This window comes from Mycobacterium venezuelense, from assembly GCF_054919535.1.
The window spans coordinates 25011-47884 of the sequence record NZ_JBONDW010000007.1 but is presented as its reverse complement, the minus strand read 5'-3'; the positions used below and the strand labels follow the sequence as shown (position 1 = coordinate 47884).

Here is a 22874-nt window from a genome sequence, read left to right as displayed (position 1 = left end):
ATTCCTCCTCGCGTGCGGATCACCCGCCGAGCTTAGAGCGTGCCGCCGAGGCCACGAAGCGGGTGATGGCCTGCGGGTGCGCCGCGGGGTGGGTGTGCAGGTAGCCCGCATGCACACCGCGATGCACCGCGCCGTCGCGCCGGGTGGCCTGGTTGGGCGTGGCGAAGGCCCAGGCCGGCGGATGGTCATCGACGAACGTGACTGTGGTGCGGTGGAATTCGTGTCCGGTGACGCGGTCGCCCGCGTTGTGCAGCGATGAGTCGACCACCGCGACCGCGTCGCGGTAGCCGAGGGTGAGGCGCTCGGTGAACCGCGCCGAGCCGGCCAGCACCCCACACATCGGCGCCCCGTCGAGATCGTCGACGAGGTAGGTGAGCCCGGCGCACTCGGCATGCACCGGCGCCCCGCGCGCGGCGAGGTCACGGATCTGCTGGCGGACAACGTCGTTGGCGGACAGTTCGGCGGAGAACTGCTCGGGGAAACCGCCGGGCAGCACCAGGGCGTCGGTACCGGCGGGCAAGGGGTCGACCAGTGGATCGAACTCGGCGACATGGGCGCCCGCGGCGCGCAGCAGTTCACCGTGCTCGGTGTAGCCGAAGCTGAAGGCCTTACCCGCCGCCAAGGCGACCGTGACATCGGTCACCGGCTCGGCCGTGGCCGGATCCCACGGGTGCGCACCGACCCCACAGCCTGCGGTCGCGACCACGGCCGCCAAGTCGATGTGGCGGGCCATCAGCTCGGTCATCGCGGCCACCGCGGCGCGCGCCTGCCTGCCGTGCTCGACGGCCGTGATGAGTCCGAGATGTCTTGACGGCACGGATAATTCGTCGGATCGCGGGATCGCACCGAACACCTCGACACCCGCATGTTCGCAGGCATGCCGCAGCACCGCCTCATGGCGTGGCGACCCGACCCGGTTGAGGATGACCCCTGCGATCCGCACCGCCGAGTCGAACGTGAGAAACCCGTGCAACAACGCCGCGATGCTCTGACTCTGGCCTCGCGCGTCCACGACCAGGACGACCGGCGCGCCGAGCAGTCCCGCGACCTGCGCGGCCGACCCCCGCGGGGTGCCGGTCATATGGTCTTCGATACGGCCGTCGAACAAACCCATGACGCCTTCGACAACCGCGAGATCCGCACCGGCACTGCCATGGCGATAGAGCGGACCGATCAGATTCTCGCCCACCAGCACGGGGTCGAGATTGCGTCCCGGGCGCCCCGCGGCCATGGCGTGATAGCCCGGGTCGATGAAATCCGGCCCCACCTTGAACGGGGCAACGGTATGGCCGGCCTTGCGCAGCGCCCCGATCAGACCCGTTGCCACCGTGGTCTTTCCACTTCCCGACGCAGGCGCGGCGATCACCACCGCCGGAGTGGGGACGGCGCTCACCTCAACACCGCGAGCGTGCGTTTCTGTTGCCCGGCACGCCGCCGAACAGCAGCACTTCGCGCACGCTCACCACTCGATGCCCTTCTGTCCCTTGCGACCGGCGTCCATCGGGTGCTTGATCTTGGTCATCTCGGTGACCAGATCGGCGGCTTCGACCAGAGCCTGCGGCGCGTCGCGGCCGGTGATCACGACGTGCTGGCGGCCAGGACGCTCCGCGAGCGTGGCCACCACCTCGTCGACGTCGACCCAACCCCACTTCAACGGATAGGTGAACTCGTCGAGCACATAGAAATCGTGGCGTTCCTCGGCGAGCCTGCGGCGGATCTCGGCCCAGCCGTCTGCCGCGGCCGCGGCATGATCGTCCTCACTGCCGTGTTTGCGCGTCCACGACCAGCCCGAGCCCATCTTGTGCCACTCCACCGGACCGCCGGCCCCGTGCTCGTCGTGCAAGCGGCCGAGCTCGCCGAACACCGCCTCCTCGCCCACTTTCCACTTGGCACTCTTCACGAACTGGAACACCGCGATCGAGAACCCCTGGTTCCACGCTCGCAGCGCCATACCGAACGCGGCAGTCGACTTACCCTTACCCGGCCCGGTGTGCACGGCCAGCAGCGGCGCATTGCGACGAGCGCGCGTCGTCAGGCCGTCATCGGGTACGGCAACCGGCTGCCCCTGTGGCATCGACAGTCCTTCCTACGCGGCCTGCGACTGAGTTTTCACCAGCCGCGTCAGCTCATCGGCCCGCAGCTGTTCCAGTCGGACCGCGGGGGCGCCCAGCTGCTGGGCCAGATCCTGCGCCAGACCCAGTCGTACGAACGACGTCTCGCAGTCGACCACCACCGCGGCCGCACCCTCGGCGACCAGCCGGGCCGCGGCCTGCCGACTGCGTCCGAGCGGATCGGCTCCGCCGGTCGCGCGGCCATCGGTGAGCACGACGACCAAGCTGCGCCGGGCCCGGTCACGCGCTTTCTCCCGCACCACGACGTCCCGTGCGGCCAGCAGCCCTTGCGCGAGCGGGGTTTTCCCGCCGGTGTCGACGCATGCCAGGCGGCGGCTCGCGATGTGCACCGACGACGTCGGCGGCAGCAGCAGCTGAGCGTCCTGCTGCCGGAACGTGATCACCGCGACCTTGTCCCGGCGTTGGTAGGCGTCGCGCAGCAGTGACAATGTCGCGCCGGTGACGGCCGACATCCGGTCCCGGGCCGCCATCGAGCCCGAGGCATCGACGACGAAGATGACCAGATTGCCTTCTCGCCCTTCGCGAATGGCGCGGCGGACATCATCGGGTCGGGGCTGTGGGCGTCCCGCGGCCTGTTGCCGGCCCGCCGTGGCCAGCAGCGTGCCGAACACGTGCAGTCCGTGGCCGGCGCCGGGTTCCGCGGTGGCCGCGATGGGCGTGCCGGTGCGGTTGCGTGCCCGCGACCGTCTGCCCGGCGCGCCCTCACCGACCCCGGGGACGACGAGCGCCTTCGTCCGGAACACCGCCGACGGCGGTCCGCTCTGGCGGGTGGCCGACGACTTTCCCGGCGACTGGGCCGACGAATCACCGTGCGACGGTTGGCCGTCGGCGTTCGCGCCGCCTCCCGGCGGATCGGGCTCGGGCTCGGGCTCGGACGACTCGGACGCGGACTCTCCCGCCTGCCGCAACGCCTCGTCGAGGCGGTCCGGGTCGAGGCCGGGGTCGTCGAACGGATCGCGACGACGCCGGTGCGGCAGCGCCAGCTCGGCGGCCACCCGGATGTCTTCCTCCTCGACCGTGCGGCTCGCGCGCCATGCCGCATGGGCCACCGCGGTGCGCGCCACGACGAGATCGGCGCGCATCCCATCGACGTCGAACGCAGCGCACAGGGCAGCGATACGGCGTAATTCACTGTCCGGCAACACAACTGAGGCGACTGCCGCTTGCGCCGCGGCGATGCGTCGAGACAATTCGGCGTCGGCGTCGGCGTACCGACGCACGAACGCCTCGGGATCGGCTTCGAAATCCATGCGCGCGCGGATGACGTCGACTCGCACGTCGACATCGCGCGACGCCGTGACGTCCACGGTCAGGCCGAACCGGTCGAGCAGCTGGGGGCGCAGCTCGCCCTCTTCGGGATTCATGGTGCCGATCAACACGAATCGCGCGTCGTGTGAATGGGATATGCCGTCCCGCTCGACGTGGACGCGGCCCATCGCGGCCGCGTCGAGCAGCACGTCGACGAGGTGGTCGTGCAGCAGATTGACCTCGTCGACGTAGAGCACGCCGCCGTGCGCGCGAGCCAGAAGCCCTGGCGAGAAGGCATGTTCGCCGTCGCGCAGGACTTTCTGCAGGTCCAGTGAGCCGACCACGCGGTCCTCGGTCGCCCCGATGGGCAACTCCACGAGCCTGGCATCGTGATCGACCGCGGCGAGTATCGCCGCCAGGCCACGCACGGCCGTCGACTTCGCGGTGCCCTTCTCGCCGCGGATCAGCACGCCGCCGATCTCGGGCCGCACCGCGCACAGCACCAGCGCCAGCTTGAGGCGGTCCTGGCCGACGAGCGCGCTGAACGGATACGTATGCAAACCAGCCGATGTCACGATTGCTCGGTATCCACACGCGATCCGGCACGCACCATGGGCACGTGCGGTATGCCGTCGTCGAGGAACTCGTCACCGTCGCGCACGAAACCGTGCTGGGCGTACATGTCCTCCAGATATGTCTGTGCGTTGATGTGGCACGGATAGTCACCGACCTCGGCCAGCGCGGCCTGCATCAGCCGAGTGGTGTGTCCGTGGCCACGGGCGCTGCGCTTCGTACACACCCGCCCGATGCGGAATGCCTTTTCGCCGCCGGGATGCTCCTCCATGAGCCGAAGCGTCGAGATCACCTCGCCGTCGGGCCCTTCCAGCCAGAAATGGCGGGTCTCGGCGAGCAGATCCCGGCCGTCCAGCTCCGGGTAGGGCGTGGCCTGCTCGACGACGAAGACCTCGATGCGGAGTTTGAGCAACTCGTAGAGCGTTGGGACGTCGAGATCTTTGGCCCAGCTGCGGCGCAATGCGACCGTCATCTGCCTGCCGCCGTCACACCGTCACGGGTGCGCCGGCAGTGCCCGACTCAGTGCCCGACCCGACGTCCGCCGTGGGATCCAGCTTGAGCACCTTGGTACCCCAATCCCACACCTCCGCGAACAGACCGGGTTCGTCGGACAGCTTGGTGCCGAGCGACGGGATCATCTCTTTGAGTCTGGGTGCCCAGCCCTGGTAGCGGTCACCGAAGCACCGCTCGAGCACATCGAGCATGGCGGGCACGGCCGTCGAGGCACCCGGCGAGGCACCGAGCAAGCCGGCGATGCTGCCGTCGGCGGCCGTGAGCACCGTGGTGCCGAACTCGAGCACGCCTCCGGCGCCCTTGCGCCGGATGACCTGAACGCGCTGCCCGGCGATGACCAATTCCCAATCGGAATCGACTGCGCTCGGCGCGAATTCGCGCAACGTATCGACGCGGGCCGGCTCACTGAGCAGCAGCTGGCCGACCAGGTACTTGACCAGACCCATTTCGGTCAGGCCGACACCGAGCATGGACGCGAGGTTGTTCGGTTTGACCGACAGCGGCAGATCGGTGAGCTTGCCTTGCTTGAGGAACTTGGGTGTCCAGCCGGCGAACGGCCCGAACAACAGGTAGGACTTGCCGTTGATCACCCGGGTGTCGAGGTGGGGCACCGACATCGGCGGTGCGCCCAGCGGCGGCAGGCCGTACACCTTGGCGCGGTGCCGGGCGGTCAGTTCCGGATTGCCGGTGCGCAGGAACTGGCCGCCGACCGGGAAGCCGCCGAATCCCTTGGCCTCGGCGATGCCGGCCTTCTGCAACAGCGGCAGGGCCCCGCCGCCGGCACCGACGAAGACGAACTTCGCGTTGATCTTGCGCTTGGCACCGGTGCGGCGGTTGAGCACCTTGAGCGTCCAGGTGCCGTCGGAGTTCTTGCTCAGATCGCGGACGTCGTGGCCGAACAATGTGGTCATGCCGCGCTGCGCGGTGTAGCCGATCAGCTGCCGCGACAACGAACCGAAGTCGACGTCGGTGCCGTCCTCGGCCCAGTTCAGCGCGACGGGGTCGGAGAAGTCACGCTTGGCGGCCATGAACGGCAGCCTGCGGGTGAACTCGTCCTTGTCGTCGATGAACTCCATCGAGGCGAACAAGGGGTTGCCGACCAGCGCCTCGTACCGACGGCGGAGATAGTCGACGTTCGCGGCGCCGTGCACGAAGCTCACGTGCGGTACGGGGTTGAGGAAGCTACGCACGTCGGGCAGGACACCGTTCTCCACGGCGTACGCCCAGAACTGCCGCGATACCTGGAACTGCTCGTTGACGTTGACGGCTTTGCTGATGTCGATCGTGCCGTCGGTGCGCTCGGGCGTGTAGTTGAGTTCGCACAGCGCCGAGTGACCGGTGCCGGCGTTGTTCCACGGATCGCTGCTCTCGGCTGCCGCACCGTCGAGCCGTTCGACGAGTGTGATCGACCAGTTCGGCTCGAGCAGCCGGATGAAGGTGCCCAGCGTCGCGCTCATGATGCCGGCGCCAACCAGCACGACGTCTGTTTTCGCGGTCGTACCTACGTTTGCCTCAGACACCCTGATCGCTAGTCCTTCGTAATCGCGCGGCCCGTCCCCGTTGACGGCTGGTACTTATGCTCAGGTTATCGCGCGCCGGTTCCCGGTTGGCCGGGCATACCAGTGCTGTCTGTCACCCGCAGCCCGTCGAAGAGCAACGCCGGCAGGCGGCCGCGCCCGCCCTCGTCCTGATGCCCTTGCCTGCTCATCCACGCGATCGACGCACGATCGGCTTCCTGTCCGCCCTGCGACTCCGACAACCGCCGCGCCGTTAGGGTGGGATCGTGACGTCACGGGAGCCCGCATGGGAGCCGGATGTACTGCCAGGCTTCTGGCAGCGGACCTTCGCCGTCGGACCAGATCCCGACGGCGAAGGTGAGCTGGTCGCCACGGTGGTGCGCCGCGGCGAGCCGGGCCCGACCGACCACGCGGTCCTCGCCCTGCACGGTTACACCGACTACTTCTTCCATGCCGAGCTCGCCGACCGGTTCGCCGAACGTGGGTTCGCGTTCTACGCACTGGACCTGCACAAATGCGGGCGATCACGCCGTGAGGGCCAGACGCCGCATTTCACCACCGACCTGGCCCGCTACGACAACGAACTGGAACAGGCGCTGGGCATCATCGCCGCGGACACGGGCGGCGCCCGCGTCTGCCTGTACGGGCACTCGGCGGGCGGACTGATCATCACGCTGTTCGCCGACCGGTTGCGGCAGCGCGGCCGACTGGCGACCCACAACATCGGCGGGCTGGTGCTCAACAGCCCGTTCTTCGACCTGCACGGTCCGGCGATCCTGCGCACCGCGCCGACTTCGGCCGCACTGATCGCACTCGCGCGGCTGCGCAAGCTCTATGTGATCCGCAAACCCACCGAGGGCGGCTACGGCACGAGCCTGCACCGCGACTACGGCGGCGAGTTCGAGTACAACCTCGACTGGAAGCCCCTTGGCGGGTTTCCCGTCACATTCGGCTGGATCAACGCCATCCGCCGTGGACAGGCCAGACTGCACCGCGGCCTGGACGTGGGGGTCCCGAACCTGATCCTGCGCTCCGACCACAGCGTCACCGAGACTTCCGATCCGGCAGCGATGCAGCGCGGGGACGCCGTGCTCGACGTCAAGCAGATCGCCCGATGGGCGGGCTGCGTCGGCGACCACAGCACCATCACCCCGATCGTCGACGCCAAGCACGATGTGTTCCTGTCGCTGGCCGAGCCGCGGGCCGCCGCCTACCGCGAACTAGACCGGTGGCTCGCCCACTATGAGAGTTCGCAGACTTCTTCGAGCACAACACATTCCGGATAAGGACATCGCGTGGAGCATTACGATCTGACGATCATCGGCACCGGCTCGGGCAACAGCATCATCGACGACCGCTACGCCGACAAGAAGGTGGCGATCTGTGAGCAGGGCGTATTCGGCGGCACATGCCTGAACGTCGGCTGCATTCCCACCAAGATGTTCGTGTATGCCGCCGAGGTTGCCCACGCGATCCGCGACAGTTCGAGGTTCGGAATCGATTCCCACATCGACAAGGTGCGCTGGCCCGACATCGTGTCGCGGGTGTTCGGCCGCATCGACCCGATCGCGGCAGGCGGCGAGGACTACCGCCGCTCGGCCTCCAACATCACCGTCTACGGCAGCCACACGCGGTTCGGGCCGAAGACCGAAGACTGCCGCTACACGCTGCGCACCGAGGCCGGGGACGAGTTCACCAGCGATCAGGTGGTCATTGCCGCGGGTTCGCGTGCCTTCGTCCCGCCCAACATCGTGGACTGCGGGTGCACGTACTACACCAGTGACGACATCATGCGGATTCCCGAGTTGCCCGAGCACCTCGTGATCGTCGGCGGCGGCTTTGTCGCGGCGGAGTTCGCGCACGTGTTCTCGGCGCTGGGCGTCGACGTCACGATCGTGGTGCGGGGAGCCGGTCTGCTGACCCACTGCGACGAGACGCTGTGCCACAAGTTCAGTGCGCTGGCCGCGGAGAAATGGGATCTGCGCACCCACGAGAACGTCATCGGCTCTCATCAGGAGGGCGACCGCATCGTGCTGGAGCTCGACGACGGCAAGACACTGGCCGCCGACATGCTGCTGGTCGCCACCGGCCGCGTTCCCAACGGAGATCTGCTGGACGCCGAACTGGCAGGTGTCGAGGTCGACGAGGACGGTCGCGTGATCGTCGACGAGTATCAACGCACCACGGCCCGTGGGATTTTCGCGCTCGGCGACGTGTCCTCCGACTATCAGCTCAAGCACGTCGCCAACCACGAGGCCCGGGTGGTGAAGGAGAACTTGCTGCGGGACTGGGACGACACCACGGCACTGGTCGCCAGCGACCACCGGTTCGTGCCGTCGGCGGTGTTCACCGATCCCCAGATGGCGATGGTCGGCCTGACCGAGACCGAGGCCCGCGATGCGGGCTACGACATCGTGACGAAGGTTCAGGCCTACGGCGACACCGCCTACGGCTGGGCGATGGAGGACACCACCGGCCTCGCGAAGCTGATCGGTGACCGCGCGACCGGAAAACTCCTCGGTGCCCACATCATGGGTTACCAGGCGTCGTCGATCATCCAGCCCCTGATCCAGGCGATGAGCCTGGGGCAGACCATCCAGGAGATCGCCAGGGGCCAGTACTGGATTCACCCGGCCCTGCCCGAGGTGATCGAGAACGCGTTGCTGGGGCTGACGGACTAGGAATCGACGGCCTGCCGCACCGGAACCTCGAAACCCCAAGGCAATTCGAGGCGGTGCGCGGCAAGCAACTCGGCGTCGGCCAGGACGGCGTCGATCGCGCCATCGGCGACGATCCGGCCTTCGTCCATGATGACGGCCCGACTGCACAGTTGCGCGGCGTAGGGCAGGTCATGGGTGACGATGATCATGGTCGTGTCGAGCGCGGCCAGAGTTTCGGCCAACTCGCGGCGCGCCACCGGGTCGAGGTTCGCCGACGGTTCGTCCAGGACGAGAACCTCGGCATCACATGCCAGCACGGTGGCCAACGCCGCACGCCTGCGCTGTCCGCCCGACAGGTGCGCCGGATTCCGGTCGGCCTGTTCGGTCAACGACACCTGGGCGAGCGCCCGCTGAACCCGGGCCGCCAGTTCGTCGCCCGCCAGACCGAAGTTGGCAGGCCCGAACGCGACGTCCTGGGCAACGGTCGGCATGAAGAGCTGATCGTCGGGATCCTGGAACACCAGCCCGACCCTGCGCCGGATCTCCCGGAGATTTTCGCGGGTGACGGGCAACCCGGTGACCCGCACCGCACCCGACGTCGCCCGTAGAACGCCGTTGAGATGCAGCATGAGCGTCGTCTTCCCGGCGCCGTTGGGGCCCAACACCGCGACGCGTTCCCCACTCGAGACGGTGAGGTCGACACCGCGCAACCCCACGTGACCGTCGGGGTATGCGTGGTGCAGTCCTTTGATATCGATGTCAGGAGGCGTCATCTCGTCATCCATGCGCCAGTGGCCACCAAAACTGCGGCGGCGGCAGGCAACATCGCCAGCAGCCACTGTCTGCCGCCGGCGGCCGCCGATGATCCGGCGCCGATCGCAAGCGCGGGCACCCGCCCGTCGTAACCGCGAGACAACATGGCCAGGTGGACTCGTTCGCCTCGCTCATATGAGCGCAGGAACAGCGCGCCAACGCCTTTCGCGATCGCACCGGCTTGGTGCAGGGTGCGCGGCGAATCGCCGCGTGAGATCCGGGCCATCCGCATGCGGCTCACCTCGCCTGCCAGTACGTCGATGTAGCGGATCATCAGCGTCACCATCGAAACCACCAGGCCAGGTACACCGAGCCGGCTCAACGCCAGGGGCAGTTCGCGGGCCGTCGTGGTGGCGGCGAGCGTGAGCGAAGCCGCGACGCCGAGGGTTCCCTTGATCACGATGCCCCACGCGGCGTACAGACCGGCCACCGACAGGTGCAGTCCCGCGATCTCGACTCGCTCGCCGCCCTCGGAGAACGGCAGCAGCACCGCCAGTATCAGGAACGGCGCCTCGATCAGCATGCGCGGCAGGATCCAGCCCGGCGGGATTCGTGCGAGCAACCACAGCGCGACGATGATCGCCGCGTAGACGGCGAACGGCCAGAACGTTTCCCGCGGCGTGGCCACCACTGCGACGACGAAGACCACGAGGCAGACGATCTTCACCTCGGGCGCCGCGCGATGGAGTGCCGAGTTGCCGTCGCGGTACAGCGGATGTGTGTGGCCGGCGCCCATCCGTCAGCGCCCGGCGTTCGACTTGGGTCTGCGGGCGATCAGCCAGAAAGCGCCGCCGGCAATCGAAACCGTGACAAGCACACCGAGGATGCCTGCCAACCCGCCGGTGCCGTCGCGGCCTCCGATCGAATAGTCCGCGAACGGCGATCCCGCCATCGCGTGATCGGTGGCGTGTTGTGCGATGCAGTCGCCGCTGAGGGTTTCGGCGCCGCCGGCCTCCACGACCTCGCAGCCCTGGAGGGTGGCCGAATCCAGCCCGTCCGGACTGGAGCTTGCGAAGTACGACACCACACCGGCGATCAGAAGGGTGGCTGCGGCGAATACGATCCAGAACACCGGGCGCCGACGTGCGCTCGTGGTCATACGGCGACCTCCGTCTTGGTGGTGCGAAGCAGGTAGACGAGATCGGGCCGGGTGCGGGCAACCGCCGTCACGGTGAGTGCGGTGATCACCCCTTCGCCGGCCCCGATCAACACGTGCGTGCCGAACATGTATGCCGACACCGTGCCCAGTGCGGTCGAACCTGCGCCGCCTATCGCGTATTCGGCAACGAAACCCATTGCCGCACATACGGTACCGACAAGCGCCGACACGAATGCGACAGTGCCGAGCACCGGTATCGAAACCTGTCGTGTGCGCCGGCCGGCCAAGCGGTACAGCAGTACCGCGGTGAGGTATCCGGCGGCGACCCCGATCAGAGCCATGTTCGTGATGTTGGTGCCGAGCGCACTCACTCCGCCGTCGGCGAACAGCAGGGACTGCACGACAAGCACGATCGCGATGCACAGCGCGCCGGTGTACGGGCCGACCAGGATCGCCGCGAGAGCGCCGCCGAGCAGGTGGCCGCTGACCCCGGGCAGGATCGGGAAGTTCACCATCTGGACCGCGAAGATGAACGCGGCCACCAACCCGGCCAGCGGCACCGCTCGCTCGTCGAGTTCGGCGCGCGCCCGTAGCGCGCAGTATCCGAGCGCGACAACCGCAATGACGCCGAACACCAGTGATGTCGGTGCGTTGACGATGCCGTCGCTCATGTGCATGGCGACGTTTTCAATGGCCATACCAATAGCCTAAGTCCGCGGCCGTCATCTGTCTAGATGAACAGATATACAGATGGACTCATCCGTGCCGAGCGCCTATCCGGTGCAGCAGATCGTGCACGATCTCGTCCTCCAGCCGGTAGCTCACCGCGCGACCGACGCGGGTCGACGTGACCCAGCCCTGCTGGCGTAGCACGCGAAGAGCTTGCGACACAGCATTTTCCGATCGGCCCAACGCGGCTGCCAGATCGCCGACGAAGATGCCAGGGGCGCGGTGCAACACGAGCAGGATCTCCAGGCGGTTGGGATCCGATAGCAGGTCGAATCGCCGGGCCCAGGTGGCGGTGTCGACGTCGACGAGCGCCGCTGTCGCCTGCTCCAGCTGATTCTCGGACTCGTCCACATGTGGAATGTAATCCAAGCGGTGATCGATGCGGCGCACACTCGTGGCTTCGCCGCAGCCTTATCCGTGTGGCGATACGGCAAATCGGCGCAGTGTGCACGCGCCGGGAACACCCAAAGCCCCCGGTAACGGTCTGGTGGCTTTATCATTGGGCCATGACGGCTGACCGTTCCATCACTTCGTCGCGCGGCGGGTCCGACGACATCTTCACGCGGGTCAATCCGGGGCGGGCCTCGGAGATGATCGTCGACCAGGTTCGGTTGTTGATCCGCGACGGACAATTGAAGCCGGGCGACCGGCTACCGGCCGAGCGTGAGCTCGGTGAGAAGTTCGGGGTCAGCCGGGTGACCGTGCGCGAGGCGCTGCGCGGCCTCGAAGCAAACGGCATGGTCACGATCAAAGTCGGTGCCCGCGGCGGCGCCTTCGTCACCGCGCCCACGAGCGCCCGCGTCGGCGAAGGCATCATGGACCTGCTCACTATGTCTGGCCTCACCGACAAGGAGGTCACCGAAGCGCGGCAGGTCTTCGAACTCGGCATCATTCCGCTGGTATGTGAGCGGGCCACCGAAGAGGACATCAAGGATCTGCTCGAGATCTGCGATCGCGGCGACGCCGCGGCCGAAGAAGGCTCATACCCGATGGAACTGTCGGCGGAGTTCCACACTCGTGTCGCCAAGGCCAGCCACAACGCCGCGATCGCGATGCTCGCCGAGTCGTTCCACGGGCCGACGCTGATGTCACTGCGCCACATCCAGGAAGGCCATCCGGAGATGGGCATCCGCGGAAATCGCGAGCACCGCCAGTTCGTGGCCGCCATCAAGAAGGGCGATGTCGAAAAAGCCACCGCGGTGATGCGCACCCACATCGGCCGCACGGCGCGGCACGTCTCAAAGGGCAACTGACGCCAGGAATTCGATGACCCGTCCCGGCGCGGTCTCGGCGGTCTGTTCGGCCACCGGAACGTCCCAATACTGATTCCCGGGCATGCACTCCTGCAGATAGCGCGCCGCCGACGGAGCGTGCGAGCTGTCCTGGCCCGGGACGATCAACGCCGGAATGTCCGACGCGAGGAGGTCTTCGGGCTCGGGTCCCGGAACCGTGTCCCGGTCGAACAGTGATCTGCTCATCCCCGAGACGACGGTCTGATAGCGGTCGGGATCCAAACCGACGTAATGGGCCGTGAATTCGGGATCGCAACGCAACACCGACACCCAGGGGCCGACCCGACCGTCGTCGGAGAATCCCGCGTCGGTCGTGTTCGCGAGCTTCGCGACGCCGTCCAGTCCATGCTCGGCGATATAAGCCAGGTGGGCCGCAAACCGCCCATGTTGCTTGCGTCGGTAGATCACTCCGCCTGCCGGCGAATACAGCACCATGGCCGCCACGCGCCGCGGGTGTGTCGTCGCCATGAGCGCTGCGATCGAGCAACCCACGCAGGCGCCCATGACGTGCGCGCGTTCGATCCCCAGATGGTCGAGCAGTCCGACGCCCTGGCGGACATAGTGAGACCAGCTCACTCGCTCGACGCGGCCGCCGGACCCGCCGGATTCCCGTTTGTCGAAAGTGATGCAGGTGAACCGTTCTCGCAGTTGCGCGAGCATGCGGGTGCGCCGGTACAGCCCATGCCGCTCCCAGTTCGCCATGGTCGCGCTGAAACCGCCCGGCGAGAACATGAGCAGCGGTGGTCCGGACCCCGCCACCTCGAACCGCGTGCGAAGACCGTCGATCACCGTGGTGGACACGTTCATCGACCGATGCCACCGGCGATCTGGCGGGCGGACCGAACGTCATGGGCATACGCGGTGATGGCGTCCAGGGCCACCTGCGCGACGTTGGCATAGGTGTCGGGCGGGTCGTCCAGGCTGTCGGCACTGTAACCGATCGCAGCGGTGGCCATCCGGACCCGCCCGTCAAGCCATGGGCCGCCGCCGAATCCGCCGATCACCGGAATCGACACCGACTGCGCGACCGCGGGGCCGACGACCGGCCCCGAGTTGGTGAAGTTCAGCAGGACCGCACCCGCGTCCTCCAGACGCTTTGCCTCCCCCACCATCTCATCGAGGAGTTCATCGGGAACCGTGTCACCGGCGTCTGGCGTAGCACTGTAGGAGACGCCGTATTTCAACGACGTCTGCGGAGTGATCCCGAACTGAGCGAACACCGGAATGCCCGCGCGGGTAACCGCTTCCACCGCATCGAGATGGTCGACCGCCCCGTCGAGTTTGACCATGTCCACTCCGGCCTCCTTGACGAACCGGATGGCCGCGCGCACCGCGCTCTTCGGTCCTTCCTGCACGGGACCGAAGGGAAAGTCACAACTCAGCAGAGCTCTCCGGACGCCGCGGCGCACCGCCCGGCACACGACGAGCATCTCGTCCATCGTGACCTCAAGCGGATTCGGTTGGCCCCACAGGTTCACGCCGACGGTGTCGCCCACCGACACCAGATCGACGCGTGCCCGGTCGACCACGCGCGCCATCTGGTAATCCCACGCCACGACGCCGACGATCTTGCGCCCCTCGCGCTTCATCGTCTGCAGATCACCGAGTTTCACCCGGTCTTCGCGTTCCACGTCGATTCCCTTCATGCGCGCAATGCCACGAGCAGATCGACCACGTCGCGTTCGTCACCACTGACCATGAGTACCCGCGCGTGTGGGCGCAGCGCGGCCACGGTGGGCCCGATACGCGCGCGGTCGCCGATGACCAGCCCTGCCGTCATGATCGCGCGAACCGTGCAGGCCGCCCCGACGATCGTCGCCGCTGCGGTATCCGCGTCGGTCGTCGCGACCATGATCACCACGTCGGCGTCCTCGAGTTCGGCCAACAGGTTCGACATCTCACCCGCGGTGTCGCGCAGCGACACCGATTCCGATCCGCGATCGTCCACATCGCCGACACGTTCGGCGAGCGACAGGAAACGGGCATGACCCCATGGCTCGTGGGCGATCCGTTCGACGATCCGGTCGGCTCCGGCATCGAGTCCGATGATGCGGGCCCCGTTACGGCCGCGGATCGGGCGGTCGATGCGATAGCGCATCTCGGCGGCCGATGCCGCACGTGCGCAACTGCTTCCGAGTATCGGCCTGTTCATACCGACGACTGCCGAACACCTTCGCGTACCGACAGGTCCTCGCGGCACGCCTCGACGAATGACGCCTCTCGCGGCAGTACGACGGCCGCGGACCGCACGCGGTGATGTGCCGGGTCGACCCCGGGTGGTGTGGTTCCCTTGTCCCGCAACGCCTCGGCAGCCCTCTTCAGTTTCTGGCGCGCCTTGATGATGCCGCTGTCGGCCGACACCAGCATTTCCTTGGTGCGGTCCACGATCGGGCCCATGCTCTCCTGCAGCGACGCGTCCTGCATCGCGATTCCCTTGACGCCCGAGTAGGTGTCTCCGCGCTTCTGCGCGTCCCGGTCGATCAGGTAATCGTTGTCCTTGTTTGCCGCAGGCCGGTACGTGCCGGGGATGTTCTCGCTGTGCACGCCGTGTCCGTCCTTCATCGCCTGGACCTCGGTCGCGGTCAGCGGACGCACCGGGTGGTAGTCGAACGAGTAGGCCCAGCAGTTCTCGTCGTCGATCGGAATCCAGAAGTGGCCGTGCACCGGGTGGTCTCCCCGCGGCGGGACCATCGTGAAACACGGCATCACCCATGGCGTGATGCGCCAGTAGTAGGTGTCGTCCTCGGCGTTGCGCCGCGCACCGACGAACAGACCGCCGTCGGAGTCGGCGACCTCGAAGAACGGCTTGAGGTCGCCCATGTTGTACTCGTTGCCCTTGGTGCCTTTGAAGAGCGGATCGGACTTCAGCCCGCCCGAGTGCAGGAACGACACGTGGCTGGAGTCGATTCCGCCCTCGAATGCCTGCAGCCAGTTGCACTCCTGCCACCGCTTCGAGGTGTAGGTCTGTTCGGGCGGCACGAGCGCGAATTCGAACTCCGGCAGTGGGGGCTGCTTTTCGGGATCGCCCATGTACGTCCACAGCACATCGCCGATCTTCACGAGCGGGTAGGACGTCAGCTTGACGTGCGCACAGAACGTCGAGTTCTCGGGCTCGGACGGGATCTCGACGGCCTGGCCGGTCACGTCGTACTTCCACCCGTGATAGGGGCAGCGCAGCCCGCCCTCCTCGTTGCGGCCGAACCACAACGACGCTCCACGGTGAGCACAGAACTCGTCGATGAGCCCGTACCGGCCCGCGCTGTCCCGGAATGCGATCATCCGCTCGCTCAACAGCTTTACCCGCACGGGAGGGCAGTCATCCTCCGGGAGCTCCTCGGCCAGCAACGCAGGCATCCAGTACTGCCGGAACAACTCGCCCATCGGCGTCCCCGGCCCTGTCCTGGTCAAAAGCTCATTGATTTCTGCCCGTAGCACCCGTCCGCCCTCTCAGCTGTCCTCGCCCACTCGGTGAGTGAGACCTTGAACACGATCAACCTAACTGTAATACCATTAGCTCTTAGGACCAAGAGGATTCGTGAAAGGCGGCGAAATGATCGGATGGATCGGTGTCGGCGACATGGGCCTTCCGATGTCACACCACCTGGTGGCAGGCGGATTCGAGGTCACCGCCTACGACATCGACCCGGACCGGCTGGCGGCTGCCGTCGCCGGTGGCGCCCGGCCGGCCGCATCGATCGCGGATCTCGCGCGAAACGCCGGCATCGTCGTGGCCTGCCTGCGAACCGACGACCAGATGGCGCGCGTGGCCGAAGAACTCGCGGCACATGGCGATCGCGGTCAGCTCGTCGTGGTGACGGGTACCCACAGCCTCGGGTTCATGCGGCATCTCTCGCAGGCGTTCGAAGCGGAGGACATTCATCTCGTCGACGCACCGGTCGTGTTCGGAGCCAGGGGCGCCCGAGACGGTGACCTGTTGTCGCTGTGCGGGGGCGAGACGGCCGACGTCGATCGCGCCCGCCCCGTGATGATGACCTACAGTCGCGGCGTCGAACACGTCGGACCGCTGGGCGCCGGCCAGCTGGCCAAGACCTGTAACAATCTGCTGCACTGGATTCACTGCGTCGCGAACTTCGAAACGCTCGCGATCGCCAAACGTTACGGCGTTGATGCCGCACGCATGCGAGAGGTTCTGATGAAGTGCCCGGGTGACAACGGCACCCTGCGGCGGTGGGACAGCACGAGGTTCACCTGGCAGGAGAAGGACATGGATTTCGTCATCGACCTCGCTCAGCGCGCGGGCCTGGTGTTGCCGCTCTCCGGCCACGTCGACCAACTCATCAAGACGATGAGTGCGGCCGACGTCGCGGAGTTGCTCTACGAGCCCGAATGCACCTACCTCGGCCGCCGGATCGCGCCGCTTCCCGAAGCCGAAGGCGGTTTATAACGCCAAGCCGGCGATTTCCAACCGCCCGGCGTAATGCCGCCAGCGCGAGCTGTCGTTGAACGATGCTCCGAGATCAGGCAACTCGCGTCGGTCCTCGTCGGGCAACGGTGCCGGTGTCCCGCCCAGTCGGGTGATCTCGGCCGTGATACGCGACAGTTCGGCGAGATCGAGCGCGCGCATTGTCGCCTGCTCCACCGACTCCCCCGACGTGACGATGCCATGCCCGCGCAGGATGCAGGCGTCGGCTCCGCCGATGGCCGCCGCGACTGCCCGCCCCAGTTCCGGCGTCCGGATCAGGACCGACCGCGGATACACCGGCACACCGCGATGCGCCAGGCCGGATGCGGGAATGTTGTATGCACCGAACACCTGCCGCAGTTCGGCTCCCGCCAGATCCGTGACCATCACATCGCTCGGGTGGGCGTGCACCACTGCCCAGACGTCGGGCCGCGCGCGAAACAGTTCGGTGTGGATGTGGACCTCATTCGGCACGCTGTAACCGCCGGAAAGGTCGGCACGACCATCGAGGTGAACCACGCGGATGTCCTCGGCGACGGTGAACAACAGCCCGCGGTCCAGTGGGCCGCGGCAGCGCAGCAGGATCCGGTCGGCGTCGAGCCGGACGCTGACGTGACCGAGGACATCGGCCGCCAGCCCTTGGTGGGCCAGCATCCGGCATGCGGTGGCGACGAGGATCTTCAGATCGCTCATGCCAGCGCCGGTGCGCGGGATGCGGCCTGATCGGCACCGAACACGAGCGACTTGATGGTGACCGGCACGGTGTGCGACGGCTCGCGGACGCGGCCGAGGTCGACGAAATCGAAGTCGCGCAATTGAATTCCATCGAGGATCAGAAGGTCATTGGTTACCGCGAGTTCATCGCGCAGGATCGTGCCGAGCGTGAGCGCGATGTCGCCGTCGATCATGAGGTAGAGCGGCCTGCCATCGGCCACCCGGCGCTCAAGACCCGTTGCGACGCCCTCGGCGAAGGCGCGCAGCCGGCGATAGCTCGGCACGCCACCCCAGTGCAGTGCCACCGCCACGTCCGTCGACGTCTCCAGCAGACCGAACACCGCCAGGTGGTCGGATATCGCCGCGGCCACCGCGGCCGGGCAGACGGCCTCCCCGAGTTCGTAATGGGGTCGGGCCACCTGCAGATTGCGGCGCGGCAAGGTCGACTCCGCCGACGGAATGAAACTCGTGATCCCGCTGAGCTGCACGGTGTATTCGGACGCCCCGAGGACGGTCGCCCGAATCCGCTCGGCCGCGGGCAACACCGGAGCAGACAGGGCACCCGCATCGATGCGGGCGGCCAGCGCTACACCGAGCCGGCGGCCCACATCGCCGAAATCTCTGTGCTCGGTGCCGTACACGTACTCGGCGACACCGCCGGAGAAGATGATCCCGTCCACCTCGTCCATCGCCGCACCGCTGACACGTTTGGTCAGGTAGAGATGATGGGCGGCGGGCTCACCGCGCACCGCCGCGATCACGAAATCCGCCATCATCGAGGCGATCTCGTCAAGTTCCGGTTCAGACACCCGGCTGCCGAGCGCGAGGTCGCACCCGGCCGCAGCTGCGTGCATGCGCCCGCCGGGCTCGATCCGCGTCACGGTGTCGCCATCGACGGCGATCAGCCGGCCGCCGACATGAAAGGCAGCGGTGGCGACCACCCTGCCCCTGTCGATCACGGCCAGTTTCGTCGTCCCGCCGCCGATGTCGACGTTGAGGATGCGGGCGCCCATCTCGTGAGACGTCAGCGCCGCACCCGAACCGTATGCCGCCAGCATGGCCTCCATATGGTGTCCCGCTGTCGCACACACGAGATCGCCCGCCCGCTCGGCCACGACCGACGCGATCCGCTCGGCGTTTCGGCGACGCAGCGCCTCACCGGTCAAGATCACCACGCCGGTATCCACATCCCGCGGTTCCTGTCCGGCCTCGGTGTACGCCGCATCGAGCATGTGCCCGAGTGCCTGCGCGTCGATCTGCAGATCGTCGGTGTACGGGGTCAGGCGAACCTCGGATTCATAGATCGTGTCGCGGGACACCACCACGTACCGACTCGTCAGATCCTCGCCGCGCCTGCGCAGTTGCAGGCGCGAGAAGGCCACCTGAGTCCCGGAACTGCCGATGTCGATACCCACGCTGTGCAGCGTGACATTGTCCTGCTGCCAGATCGGGTTCTCCTCGAGTGGCAGGTCCGGTTCGTCATGGTGGTGGTGATCCGCGTCATGGGTCATGCGTGGGACGCCACCGCGATCGATTCGGCCGGCTTCGGCGGCAGATCCGCCAACTCGGCGGCATAGGCATCGTCCATCTTGGGCGCCAAACCGTTCTCCGCGAGGGCCTTGGCGAACGTCTCACGGACAACCGGCGACTCGTCGGCGTAGTCGATCTGGTCACCACCGATGCGCCTGCTGATCCATGCCTTCGGCACGCCCTGCGCATTCCGGATCGACACCACCTCGTGCTTGAAGGCGAGGTAGCGCGCGGGTTCGGCCCCGGTGTTGAAGTGCTGGTGGAACCACATGTTCGGCGGGACGATGAGGGTCCCCCGTTTCCAGTCGTAGCGGCGCGGTTCCTCGCCCTCGGGCCACATCAGGGAGAATCCCTCACCGCTGAGGATGATCACGTGTGCACCGGGACCATGCCGGTGGCCTTTCTTGTATGTCGCCGTGCCGAACTGCGAGATATGGCTGTTCATCGAGCCTTTCGCCATCGAGAAGCGAATGTGGCCGCCGCCCGCACCGCGCTCCTTCGCCGAGATCAACGGTAGGTCGACCGTGTTGGCGACGAAGTTGGTCTTCAACAGCAGCCCGTCCTGTTCGTCTTTGGGCGCGAAGTAGTCGGGCTCGCCGGCGAACCGACCCGTGAAGTCGTGCGCGGTGTTGAACACGAACTCGGCCTCGTCGTACAGGTTGATGACGGGCGGCATGTTCGTGGAGGACACGAACCGTGCCGCCTGACTGCCCGAACCGTTGAAGTGCTGGTGCCACGTGTTGAGCGGTATGGCGAACATCGCACCCGGCCCCCACTCGAACGTCACGCGCCGGCCTGCGTCGTTCCACACCGTGGTCGACCCGTGCCCGGACAGCACCAGGATCATCTCCTCGAACAACTGCCGTTGCGGTGCCAATTCCTTGCCCGCCGGGATCTCGCAGACATAGCAGTCGTTGGAGGTTCGCGACGCCTCGTGATTGATGAACACGCCGCGCCCACCGCGGCGCGCCCACGGCTTGAGTTCGACCGTGTTGAGGTCGGGAACATAATGCGCGCTGATGATGTCGAGCCCTTCATCGCGGACCCATCGCACGTAAGGCGAATCCTTCTCGGTGGCGAACTTCTTCGCCAGGTCTTTGGAAACGATCGCATCTTTTGCCACGTGCATCCTCCATCGTCCTATTTTGATCTAATGGTATTACCAATAACCGTTGTGTCAAGGTCACTTTCGCGCCACCGCGTGCCGATCCTCGGCCGCCACGCCCTGGTAGACGCGCACCGGATTCGACCGGATGAGAAACACCACCGGGTACAACGCGGCCACGAGCCCGCCCAGAGTCAACGCCACCACCGGGCCGAGCACTCCGGCCAGAGCGCCGATGAGCGTGTCGCCGAGCGCCGGTCCGCCCCGTGACGACATCTGGTAGAAGGCCGACACGCGCCCCCGAAGTTCGTCGGGGGTCTCCAGCTGTACCGCCGCATGCCGGATCGTCGTGGCCATCGCATCGAATCCACCGATCAGGCAACCCGCGAGGACGGCGATCAGGAAGACGTGAGCCTGCGCGAGCACGACGTTCGCCACACCGTAGAGCACTGTGGAAATGAGCAGCACCCGGCCGAGTCGCTGCGCCCGGTCCACGACCCGAAACACCGTGTAGGTGGCGAGCAACGCGCCGGCGGACGGGGCCGCCGACAGCACCCCATAACCCTGCGGACCGACGTGAAATACGGTGGCGCACAGGGCGGGAAGCACCACTCGATAGGCGCCGAACAGGGTGGCCGAGAGATCGAGCGACATCAGCATCCAGATGATCTTGCGACGCGTGACGAACTGCGCACCCTCGCCGATCTGCCGCCACACCGAGACGTGCTTGCCCGCCCCGTCAAGCTTGCCGATCCGCAGTGCCTGCAGCAGCACCACCAGAACCGCATAGGTTCCGGCGTCCACCGCATACATCAGGCCAGGACCCGCGATTCCGATGAGGATGCCCGCCAGCGCGGGGCCGATCAGCACGGCGATCTCGCGCGACGGGTTCAGGAGCGCGAACGCCTGAGGCAACTGCGATCGCGGCACCAGGGCCGGGAGCAGCGCCTGCCGGGCGGGTTGATCGAAAGTCGCTGCGGCTGTGGTCAAGACGACCGAAACCAGAACCTGCCAGGCGGCGATTTGGCCGGTGAGCGTCAGCACCGCGAGGCCACCAGCCACGAGCATCGCGATCGCCTGCGACACCTGCAGAAGCCTGCGCCGGTCCCATCGGTCCGCGTAAACACCGCCGAGTGGGCTCAGTACGAGCAGCGCCACCGCCTGTGCAGCCCCGACCAGTCCGGTCTGCATCACCGAACCGGTCAAGGCGTATACGTGGTACAGATTCGCCGCAACCGTTCCACGCGTGCCGATCTGGGAGAAGACGACACCCGTCCAGTAGAGATCGAAGTCTCGGTTCCTCAGTACCGCGGGGACACCCATCTCCGCGATCAGTCGACGGGTACGAGGGCCAGCTTGGCCGGGTCCATCTGCATGTACACCGCCGATCCCGGCGCATGGGAGATGTGCGGGAGACAACGCGCCCGAATGTCGTGCTTGCCGACGGACACCACATGGTCGACGGCGTCACCGAGGAATGCACGGGTCGTGACGGTGCCCTCCCAGATGTTCACCGCGTCGAGGGGCCGATCGCTGCTCAGCAATACCGCTTCGGGGCGGATCGACACGACCACCTCGGTACCCGGTGGCATATGGGCGGCGGCATCGAGAGTGAGCCGGCCGTCGCGGGTCTCCACGACATGCCGATCGCCGTTGCGCGACTTCACCGTGCCGTCAATGAAATTCGAGGTACCGATGAACTCGGCGACGAACTTGCTCTGCGGGTTCTCGTAGATGTCGCGGGGCTTGCCGAGCTGAACCACCTCCCCTGCCCGCATCACCGCGATGTTCGAAGACAGCGACAACGCCTCGATCTGATCGTGCGTCACGTAGATCGAGGTGATACCGAGTTCACGTTGCAGGCGCTTGAGTTCGAATCTCAGTGACTCGCGCAGCTTCGCGTCGAGGTTGGACAGCGGCTCGTCCAGGAGCAGCAGCGCGGGCTCGACCACCAACGCCCTTGCCAGTGCCAGCCGCTGCTGCTGCCCACCCGACAGCTTGGTCGCATGCCGATCCGCGTACTGCAGCAACTCCATGGTTTCGAGCACCCGGTGCACTCGTTCGGTGATGTCGTGCTTGCTGGGCCGTTGCTTGCGCGGCCGGACGCGTAGCGGGAAGGCGACGTTCTCGAACACCGTCATGTGGGGCCAGATCGCGTAGGACTGGAAGACCATGCCCAATCCCCGTTTGTTGGCGGGCACATTGACGCTCTTGCCGGCTTCGGCGCCCGCCGCGAACAACGTGGTGCCACCGACCGAGACCACCCCGGAGTCGGGCTGCTCGAGGCCCGCGATCGAGCGCAGGGTCGTCGATTTCCCGCACCCGGAAGGTCCAAGCAGGGTGAAGAGTTCACCTGGCCGCACCTCGAAACTGACGTTGTTGACCGCGAACACGCGGGCCGGCGCCGCGTCGTTGTCCGCCCCGCCGGCCAGCCGGTCTTTCCGGACGCGACGTTTCATCCGTTCGCCGTCGAATGACTTGACCAGATTCTGGACTTCGAGCATCTCGGTGTTCCTTTCGACCCGG

23 protein-coding genes are annotated in these 22874 nt (G+C 66.8%); 4 read left to right on the top strand and 19 right to left on the bottom strand.

Going from position 1 to position 22874, the window contains the following annotated elements; genetic code table 11:
* Window positions 1-19 precede the first annotated feature (19 nt).
* The 5 genes from ACRCUN_RS13165 to mqo all read right to left on the bottom strand — a co-directional run bounded on the left by ACRCUN_RS13165 (window position 20) and on the right by mqo (window position 5923).
* The gene (locus ACRCUN_RS13165; protein WP_462142089.1) at window positions 20-1393 is read right to left on the bottom strand and encodes a cobyrinic acid a,c-diamide synthase CobB; all 1374 of its coding nucleotides are present in this window, start codon (window positions 1391-1393) and stop codon (window positions 20-22) included.
* 66 nt (window positions 1394-1459) lie between these two features.
* A complete protein-coding gene (cobO, locus tag ACRCUN_RS13160) occupies window positions 1460-2074 on the bottom strand; it encodes a cob(I)yrinic acid a,c-diamide adenosyltransferase (protein ID WP_462142088.1) in 615 nt (204 codons plus the stop codon).
* A gap of 12 nt (window positions 2075-2086) precedes the next feature.
* Window positions 2087-3940 (bottom strand): magnesium chelatase subunit D family protein, encoded by a 1854-nt coding sequence (locus tag ACRCUN_RS13155; protein WP_462142355.1) that lies wholly within the window; start codon window positions 3938-3940, stop codon window positions 2087-2089.
* A gap of 11 nt (window positions 3941-3951) precedes the next feature.
* Entirely contained in the window at window positions 3952-4425 is a 474-nt protein-coding gene (locus ACRCUN_RS13150; protein WP_067852474.1) for a GNAT family N-acetyltransferase, read from the bottom strand.
* Window positions 4426-4438: 13 nt separating this feature from the next.
* Entirely contained in the window at window positions 4439-5923 is a 1485-nt protein-coding gene (gene mqo / locus ACRCUN_RS13145) for a malate dehydrogenase (quinone) (RefSeq protein WP_462142354.1), read from the bottom strand.
* Window positions 5924-6249: 326 nt separating this feature from the next.
* Here mqo and ACRCUN_RS13140 point away from each other — a divergent pair, with 326 nt between their 5' ends.
* Together ACRCUN_RS13140 and mtr are read left to right on the top strand one after the other, a co-directional pair.
* Complete coding sequence (locus ACRCUN_RS13140; protein ID WP_462142087.1) at window positions 6250-7269, top strand: alpha/beta hydrolase; 1020 nt, start codon at window positions 6250-6252, stop codon at window positions 7267-7269.
* A gap of 9 nt (window positions 7270-7278) precedes the next feature.
* Complete coding sequence (gene mtr, locus ACRCUN_RS13135; protein WP_462142086.1) at window positions 7279-8664, top strand: mycothione reductase; 1386 nt, start codon at window positions 7279-7281, stop codon at window positions 8662-8664.
* Here mtr and ACRCUN_RS13130 read toward each other — a convergent pair.
* Genes ACRCUN_RS13130 through ACRCUN_RS13110 form a run of 5 tightly spaced genes read right to left on the bottom strand, consistent with a single transcriptional unit; the run spans window position 8661 to window position 11635 of the window.
* Window positions 8661-9416 (bottom strand): energy-coupling factor ABC transporter ATP-binding protein, encoded by a 756-nt coding sequence (locus ACRCUN_RS13130; protein WP_462142085.1) that lies wholly within the window; start codon window positions 9414-9416, stop codon window positions 8661-8663. The genes mtr and ACRCUN_RS13130 overlap by 4 nt on opposite strands.
* The gene (cbiQ, locus tag ACRCUN_RS13125) at window positions 9413-10192 is read right to left on the bottom strand and encodes a cobalt ECF transporter T component CbiQ (RefSeq protein ID WP_462142084.1); all 780 of its coding nucleotides are present in this window, start codon (window positions 10190-10192) and stop codon (window positions 9413-9415) included. The genes ACRCUN_RS13130 and cbiQ overlap by 4 nt, the downstream gene beginning before the upstream one ends.
* Before the next feature lie 3 nt (window positions 10193-10195).
* Window positions 10196-10555, bottom strand: a complete 360-nt coding sequence (locus ACRCUN_RS13120) for a PDGLE domain-containing protein (protein ID WP_462142083.1) — start codon at window positions 10553-10555, stop codon at window positions 10196-10198.
* A complete protein-coding gene (locus tag ACRCUN_RS13115) occupies window positions 10552-11253 on the bottom strand; it encodes an energy-coupling factor ABC transporter permease (protein ID WP_462142082.1) in 702 nt (233 codons plus the stop codon). The genes ACRCUN_RS13120 and ACRCUN_RS13115 overlap by 4 nt, the downstream gene beginning before the upstream one ends.
* Before the next feature lie 58 nt (window positions 11254-11311).
* On the bottom strand, window positions 11312-11635 hold the full coding sequence (locus tag ACRCUN_RS13110; protein ID WP_462142081.1) for an ArsR/SmtB family transcription factor: 324 nt from the start codon (window positions 11633-11635) through the stop codon (window positions 11312-11314).
* Between the two features lie 155 nt (window positions 11636-11790).
* On the opposite strand from ACRCUN_RS13110, the gene ACRCUN_RS13105 reads away from it, so the two are divergent.
* Window positions 11791-12537 carry a FadR/GntR family transcriptional regulator gene (locus ACRCUN_RS13105; RefSeq protein ID WP_462142080.1) on the top strand — a complete coding sequence of 249 codons (747 nt, stop codon included), beginning with the start codon at window positions 11791-11793 and terminating at the stop codon, window positions 12535-12537.
* Here the strand turns inward: ACRCUN_RS13105 and ACRCUN_RS13100 are convergent.
* The 4 genes from ACRCUN_RS13100 to ACRCUN_RS13085 are packed head-to-tail and all read right to left on the bottom strand — an operon-like array spanning window position 12523 to window position 15957.
* Window positions 12523-13383 carry an alpha/beta fold hydrolase gene (locus ACRCUN_RS13100; RefSeq protein WP_462142079.1) on the bottom strand — a complete coding sequence of 287 codons (861 nt, stop codon included), beginning with the start codon at window positions 13381-13383 and terminating at the stop codon, window positions 12523-12525. The genes ACRCUN_RS13105 and ACRCUN_RS13100 overlap by 15 nt on opposite strands.
* Window positions 13380-14222 (bottom strand): 3-methyl-2-oxobutanoate hydroxymethyltransferase, encoded by an 843-nt coding sequence (locus ACRCUN_RS13095; protein ID WP_462142078.1) that lies wholly within the window; start codon window positions 14220-14222, stop codon window positions 13380-13382. The genes ACRCUN_RS13100 and ACRCUN_RS13095 overlap by 4 nt, the downstream gene beginning before the upstream one ends.
* Window positions 14219-14728: a 3-methyl-2-oxobutanoate hydroxymethyltransferase gene (locus tag ACRCUN_RS13090; RefSeq protein ID WP_462142077.1), complete on the bottom strand. Its 510-nt coding sequence runs from the start codon at window positions 14726-14728 to the stop codon at window positions 14219-14221. The genes ACRCUN_RS13095 and ACRCUN_RS13090 overlap by 4 nt, the downstream gene beginning before the upstream one ends.
* Window positions 14725-15957 (bottom strand): aromatic ring-hydroxylating dioxygenase subunit alpha, encoded by a 1233-nt coding sequence (locus tag ACRCUN_RS13085; RefSeq protein ID WP_462142076.1) that lies wholly within the window; start codon window positions 15955-15957, stop codon window positions 14725-14727. Before ACRCUN_RS13085 ends, ACRCUN_RS13090 begins: the two co-directional genes overlap by 4 nt.
* A gap of 169 nt (window positions 15958-16126) precedes the next feature.
* On the opposite strand from ACRCUN_RS13085, the gene ACRCUN_RS13080 reads away from it, so the two are divergent.
* The gene (locus tag ACRCUN_RS13080) at window positions 16127-16981 is read left to right on the top strand and encodes an NAD(P)-dependent oxidoreductase (RefSeq protein WP_462142075.1); all 855 of its coding nucleotides are present in this window, start codon (window positions 16127-16129) and stop codon (window positions 16979-16981) included.
* Here ACRCUN_RS13080 and phtC read toward each other — a convergent pair.
* From phtC to ACRCUN_RS13055, 5 genes are read right to left on the bottom strand one after another with little or no spacing between them, the layout of a single operon-like run.
* Entirely contained in the window at window positions 16976-17692 is a 717-nt protein-coding gene (gene phtC / locus ACRCUN_RS13075) for a 3,4-dihydroxyphthalate decarboxylase (RefSeq protein WP_462142074.1), read from the bottom strand. The two genes, ACRCUN_RS13080 and phtC, sit on opposite strands and share 6 nt — an antisense overlap.
* Window positions 17689-19224, bottom strand: coding sequence for an ethanolamine ammonia-lyase reactivating factor EutA (locus tag ACRCUN_RS13070; protein ID WP_462142073.1), 1536 nt, complete (start codon window positions 19222-19224; stop codon window positions 17689-17691). The genes phtC and ACRCUN_RS13070 overlap by 4 nt, the downstream gene beginning before the upstream one ends.
* The gene (locus ACRCUN_RS13065; RefSeq protein WP_462142072.1) at window positions 19221-20372 is read right to left on the bottom strand and encodes a cupin domain-containing protein; all 1152 of its coding nucleotides are present in this window, start codon (window positions 20370-20372) and stop codon (window positions 19221-19223) included. Before ACRCUN_RS13065 ends, ACRCUN_RS13070 begins: the two co-directional genes overlap by 4 nt.
* Before the next feature lie 54 nt (window positions 20373-20426).
* Window positions 20427-21671 (bottom strand): MFS transporter, encoded by a 1245-nt coding sequence (locus tag ACRCUN_RS13060; protein WP_462142071.1) that lies wholly within the window; start codon window positions 21669-21671, stop codon window positions 20427-20429.
* Between the two features lie 8 nt (window positions 21672-21679).
* Entirely contained in the window at window positions 21680-22852 is a 1173-nt protein-coding gene (locus ACRCUN_RS13055; RefSeq protein ID WP_462142070.1) for an ABC transporter ATP-binding protein, read from the bottom strand.
* Window positions 22853-22874: the final 22 nt, after the last annotated feature.

What these genes read in the sequence shown, in the direction of transcription:
- cobO (WP_462142088.1), bottom strand. Translation starts at nt 2,074, where the DNA reads ATGCCACAGGGGCAGCCGGTTGCCGTACCCGATGACGGCCTGACGACG.
- ACRCUN_RS13150 (WP_067852474.1), bottom strand. Translation starts at nt 4,425, where the DNA reads ATGACGGTCGCATTGCGCCGCAGCTGGGCCAAAGATCTCGACGTCCCA.
- mqo (WP_462142354.1), bottom strand. Translation starts at nt 5,923, where the DNA reads ATGAGCGCGACGCTGGGCACCTTCATCCGGCTGCTCGAGCCGAACTGG.
- ACRCUN_RS13130 (WP_462142085.1), bottom strand. Translation starts at nt 9,416, where the DNA reads ATGACGCCTCCTGACATCGATATCAAAGGACTGCACCACGCATACCCC.
- cbiQ (WP_462142084.1), bottom strand. Translation starts at nt 10,192, where the DNA reads ATGGGCGCCGGCCACACACATCCGCTGTACCGCGACGGCAACTCGGCA.
- ACRCUN_RS13120 (WP_462142083.1), bottom strand. Translation starts at nt 10,555, where the DNA reads ATGACCACGAGCGCACGTCGGCGCCCGGTGTTCTGGATCGTATTCGCC.
- ACRCUN_RS13115 (WP_462142082.1), bottom strand. Translation starts at nt 11,253, where the DNA reads ATGGCCATTGAAAACGTCGCCATGCACATGAGCGACGGCATCGTCAAC.
- ACRCUN_RS13105 (WP_462142080.1), top strand. Translation starts at nt 11,791, where the DNA reads ATGACGGCTGACCGTTCCATCACTTCGTCGCGCGGCGGGTCCGACGAC.
- ACRCUN_RS13100 (WP_462142079.1), bottom strand. Translation starts at nt 13,383, where the DNA reads ATGAACGTGTCCACCACGGTGATCGACGGTCTTCGCACGCGGTTCGAG.
- ACRCUN_RS13095 (WP_462142078.1), bottom strand. Translation starts at nt 14,222, where the DNA reads ATGAAGGGAATCGACGTGGAACGCGAAGACCGGGTGAAACTCGGTGAT.
- ACRCUN_RS13090 (WP_462142077.1), bottom strand. Translation starts at nt 14,728, where the DNA reads ATGAACAGGCCGATACTCGGAAGCAGTTGCGCACGTGCGGCATCGGCC.
- ACRCUN_RS13085 (WP_462142076.1), bottom strand. Translation starts at nt 15,957, where the DNA reads ATGGGCGAGTTGTTCCGGCAGTACTGGATGCCTGCGTTGCTGGCCGAG.
- ACRCUN_RS13080 (WP_462142075.1), top strand. Translation starts at nt 16,127, where the DNA reads ATGATCGGATGGATCGGTGTCGGCGACATGGGCCTTCCGATGTCACAC.
- phtC (WP_462142074.1), bottom strand. Translation starts at nt 17,692, where the DNA reads ATGAGCGATCTGAAGATCCTCGTCGCCACCGCATGCCGGATGCTGGCC.
- ACRCUN_RS13070 (WP_462142073.1), bottom strand. Translation starts at nt 19,224, where the DNA reads ATGACCCATGACGCGGATCACCACCACCATGACGAACCGGACCTGCCA.
- ACRCUN_RS13065 (WP_462142072.1), bottom strand. Translation starts at nt 20,372, where the DNA reads ATGCACGTGGCAAAAGATGCGATCGTTTCCAAAGACCTGGCGAAGAAG.
- ACRCUN_RS13060 (WP_462142071.1), bottom strand. Translation starts at nt 21,671, where the DNA reads ATGGGTGTCCCCGCGGTACTGAGGAACCGAGACTTCGATCTCTACTGG.
- ACRCUN_RS13055 (WP_462142070.1), bottom strand. Translation starts at nt 22,852, where the DNA reads ATGCTCGAAGTCCAGAATCTGGTCAAGTCATTCGACGGCGAACGGATG.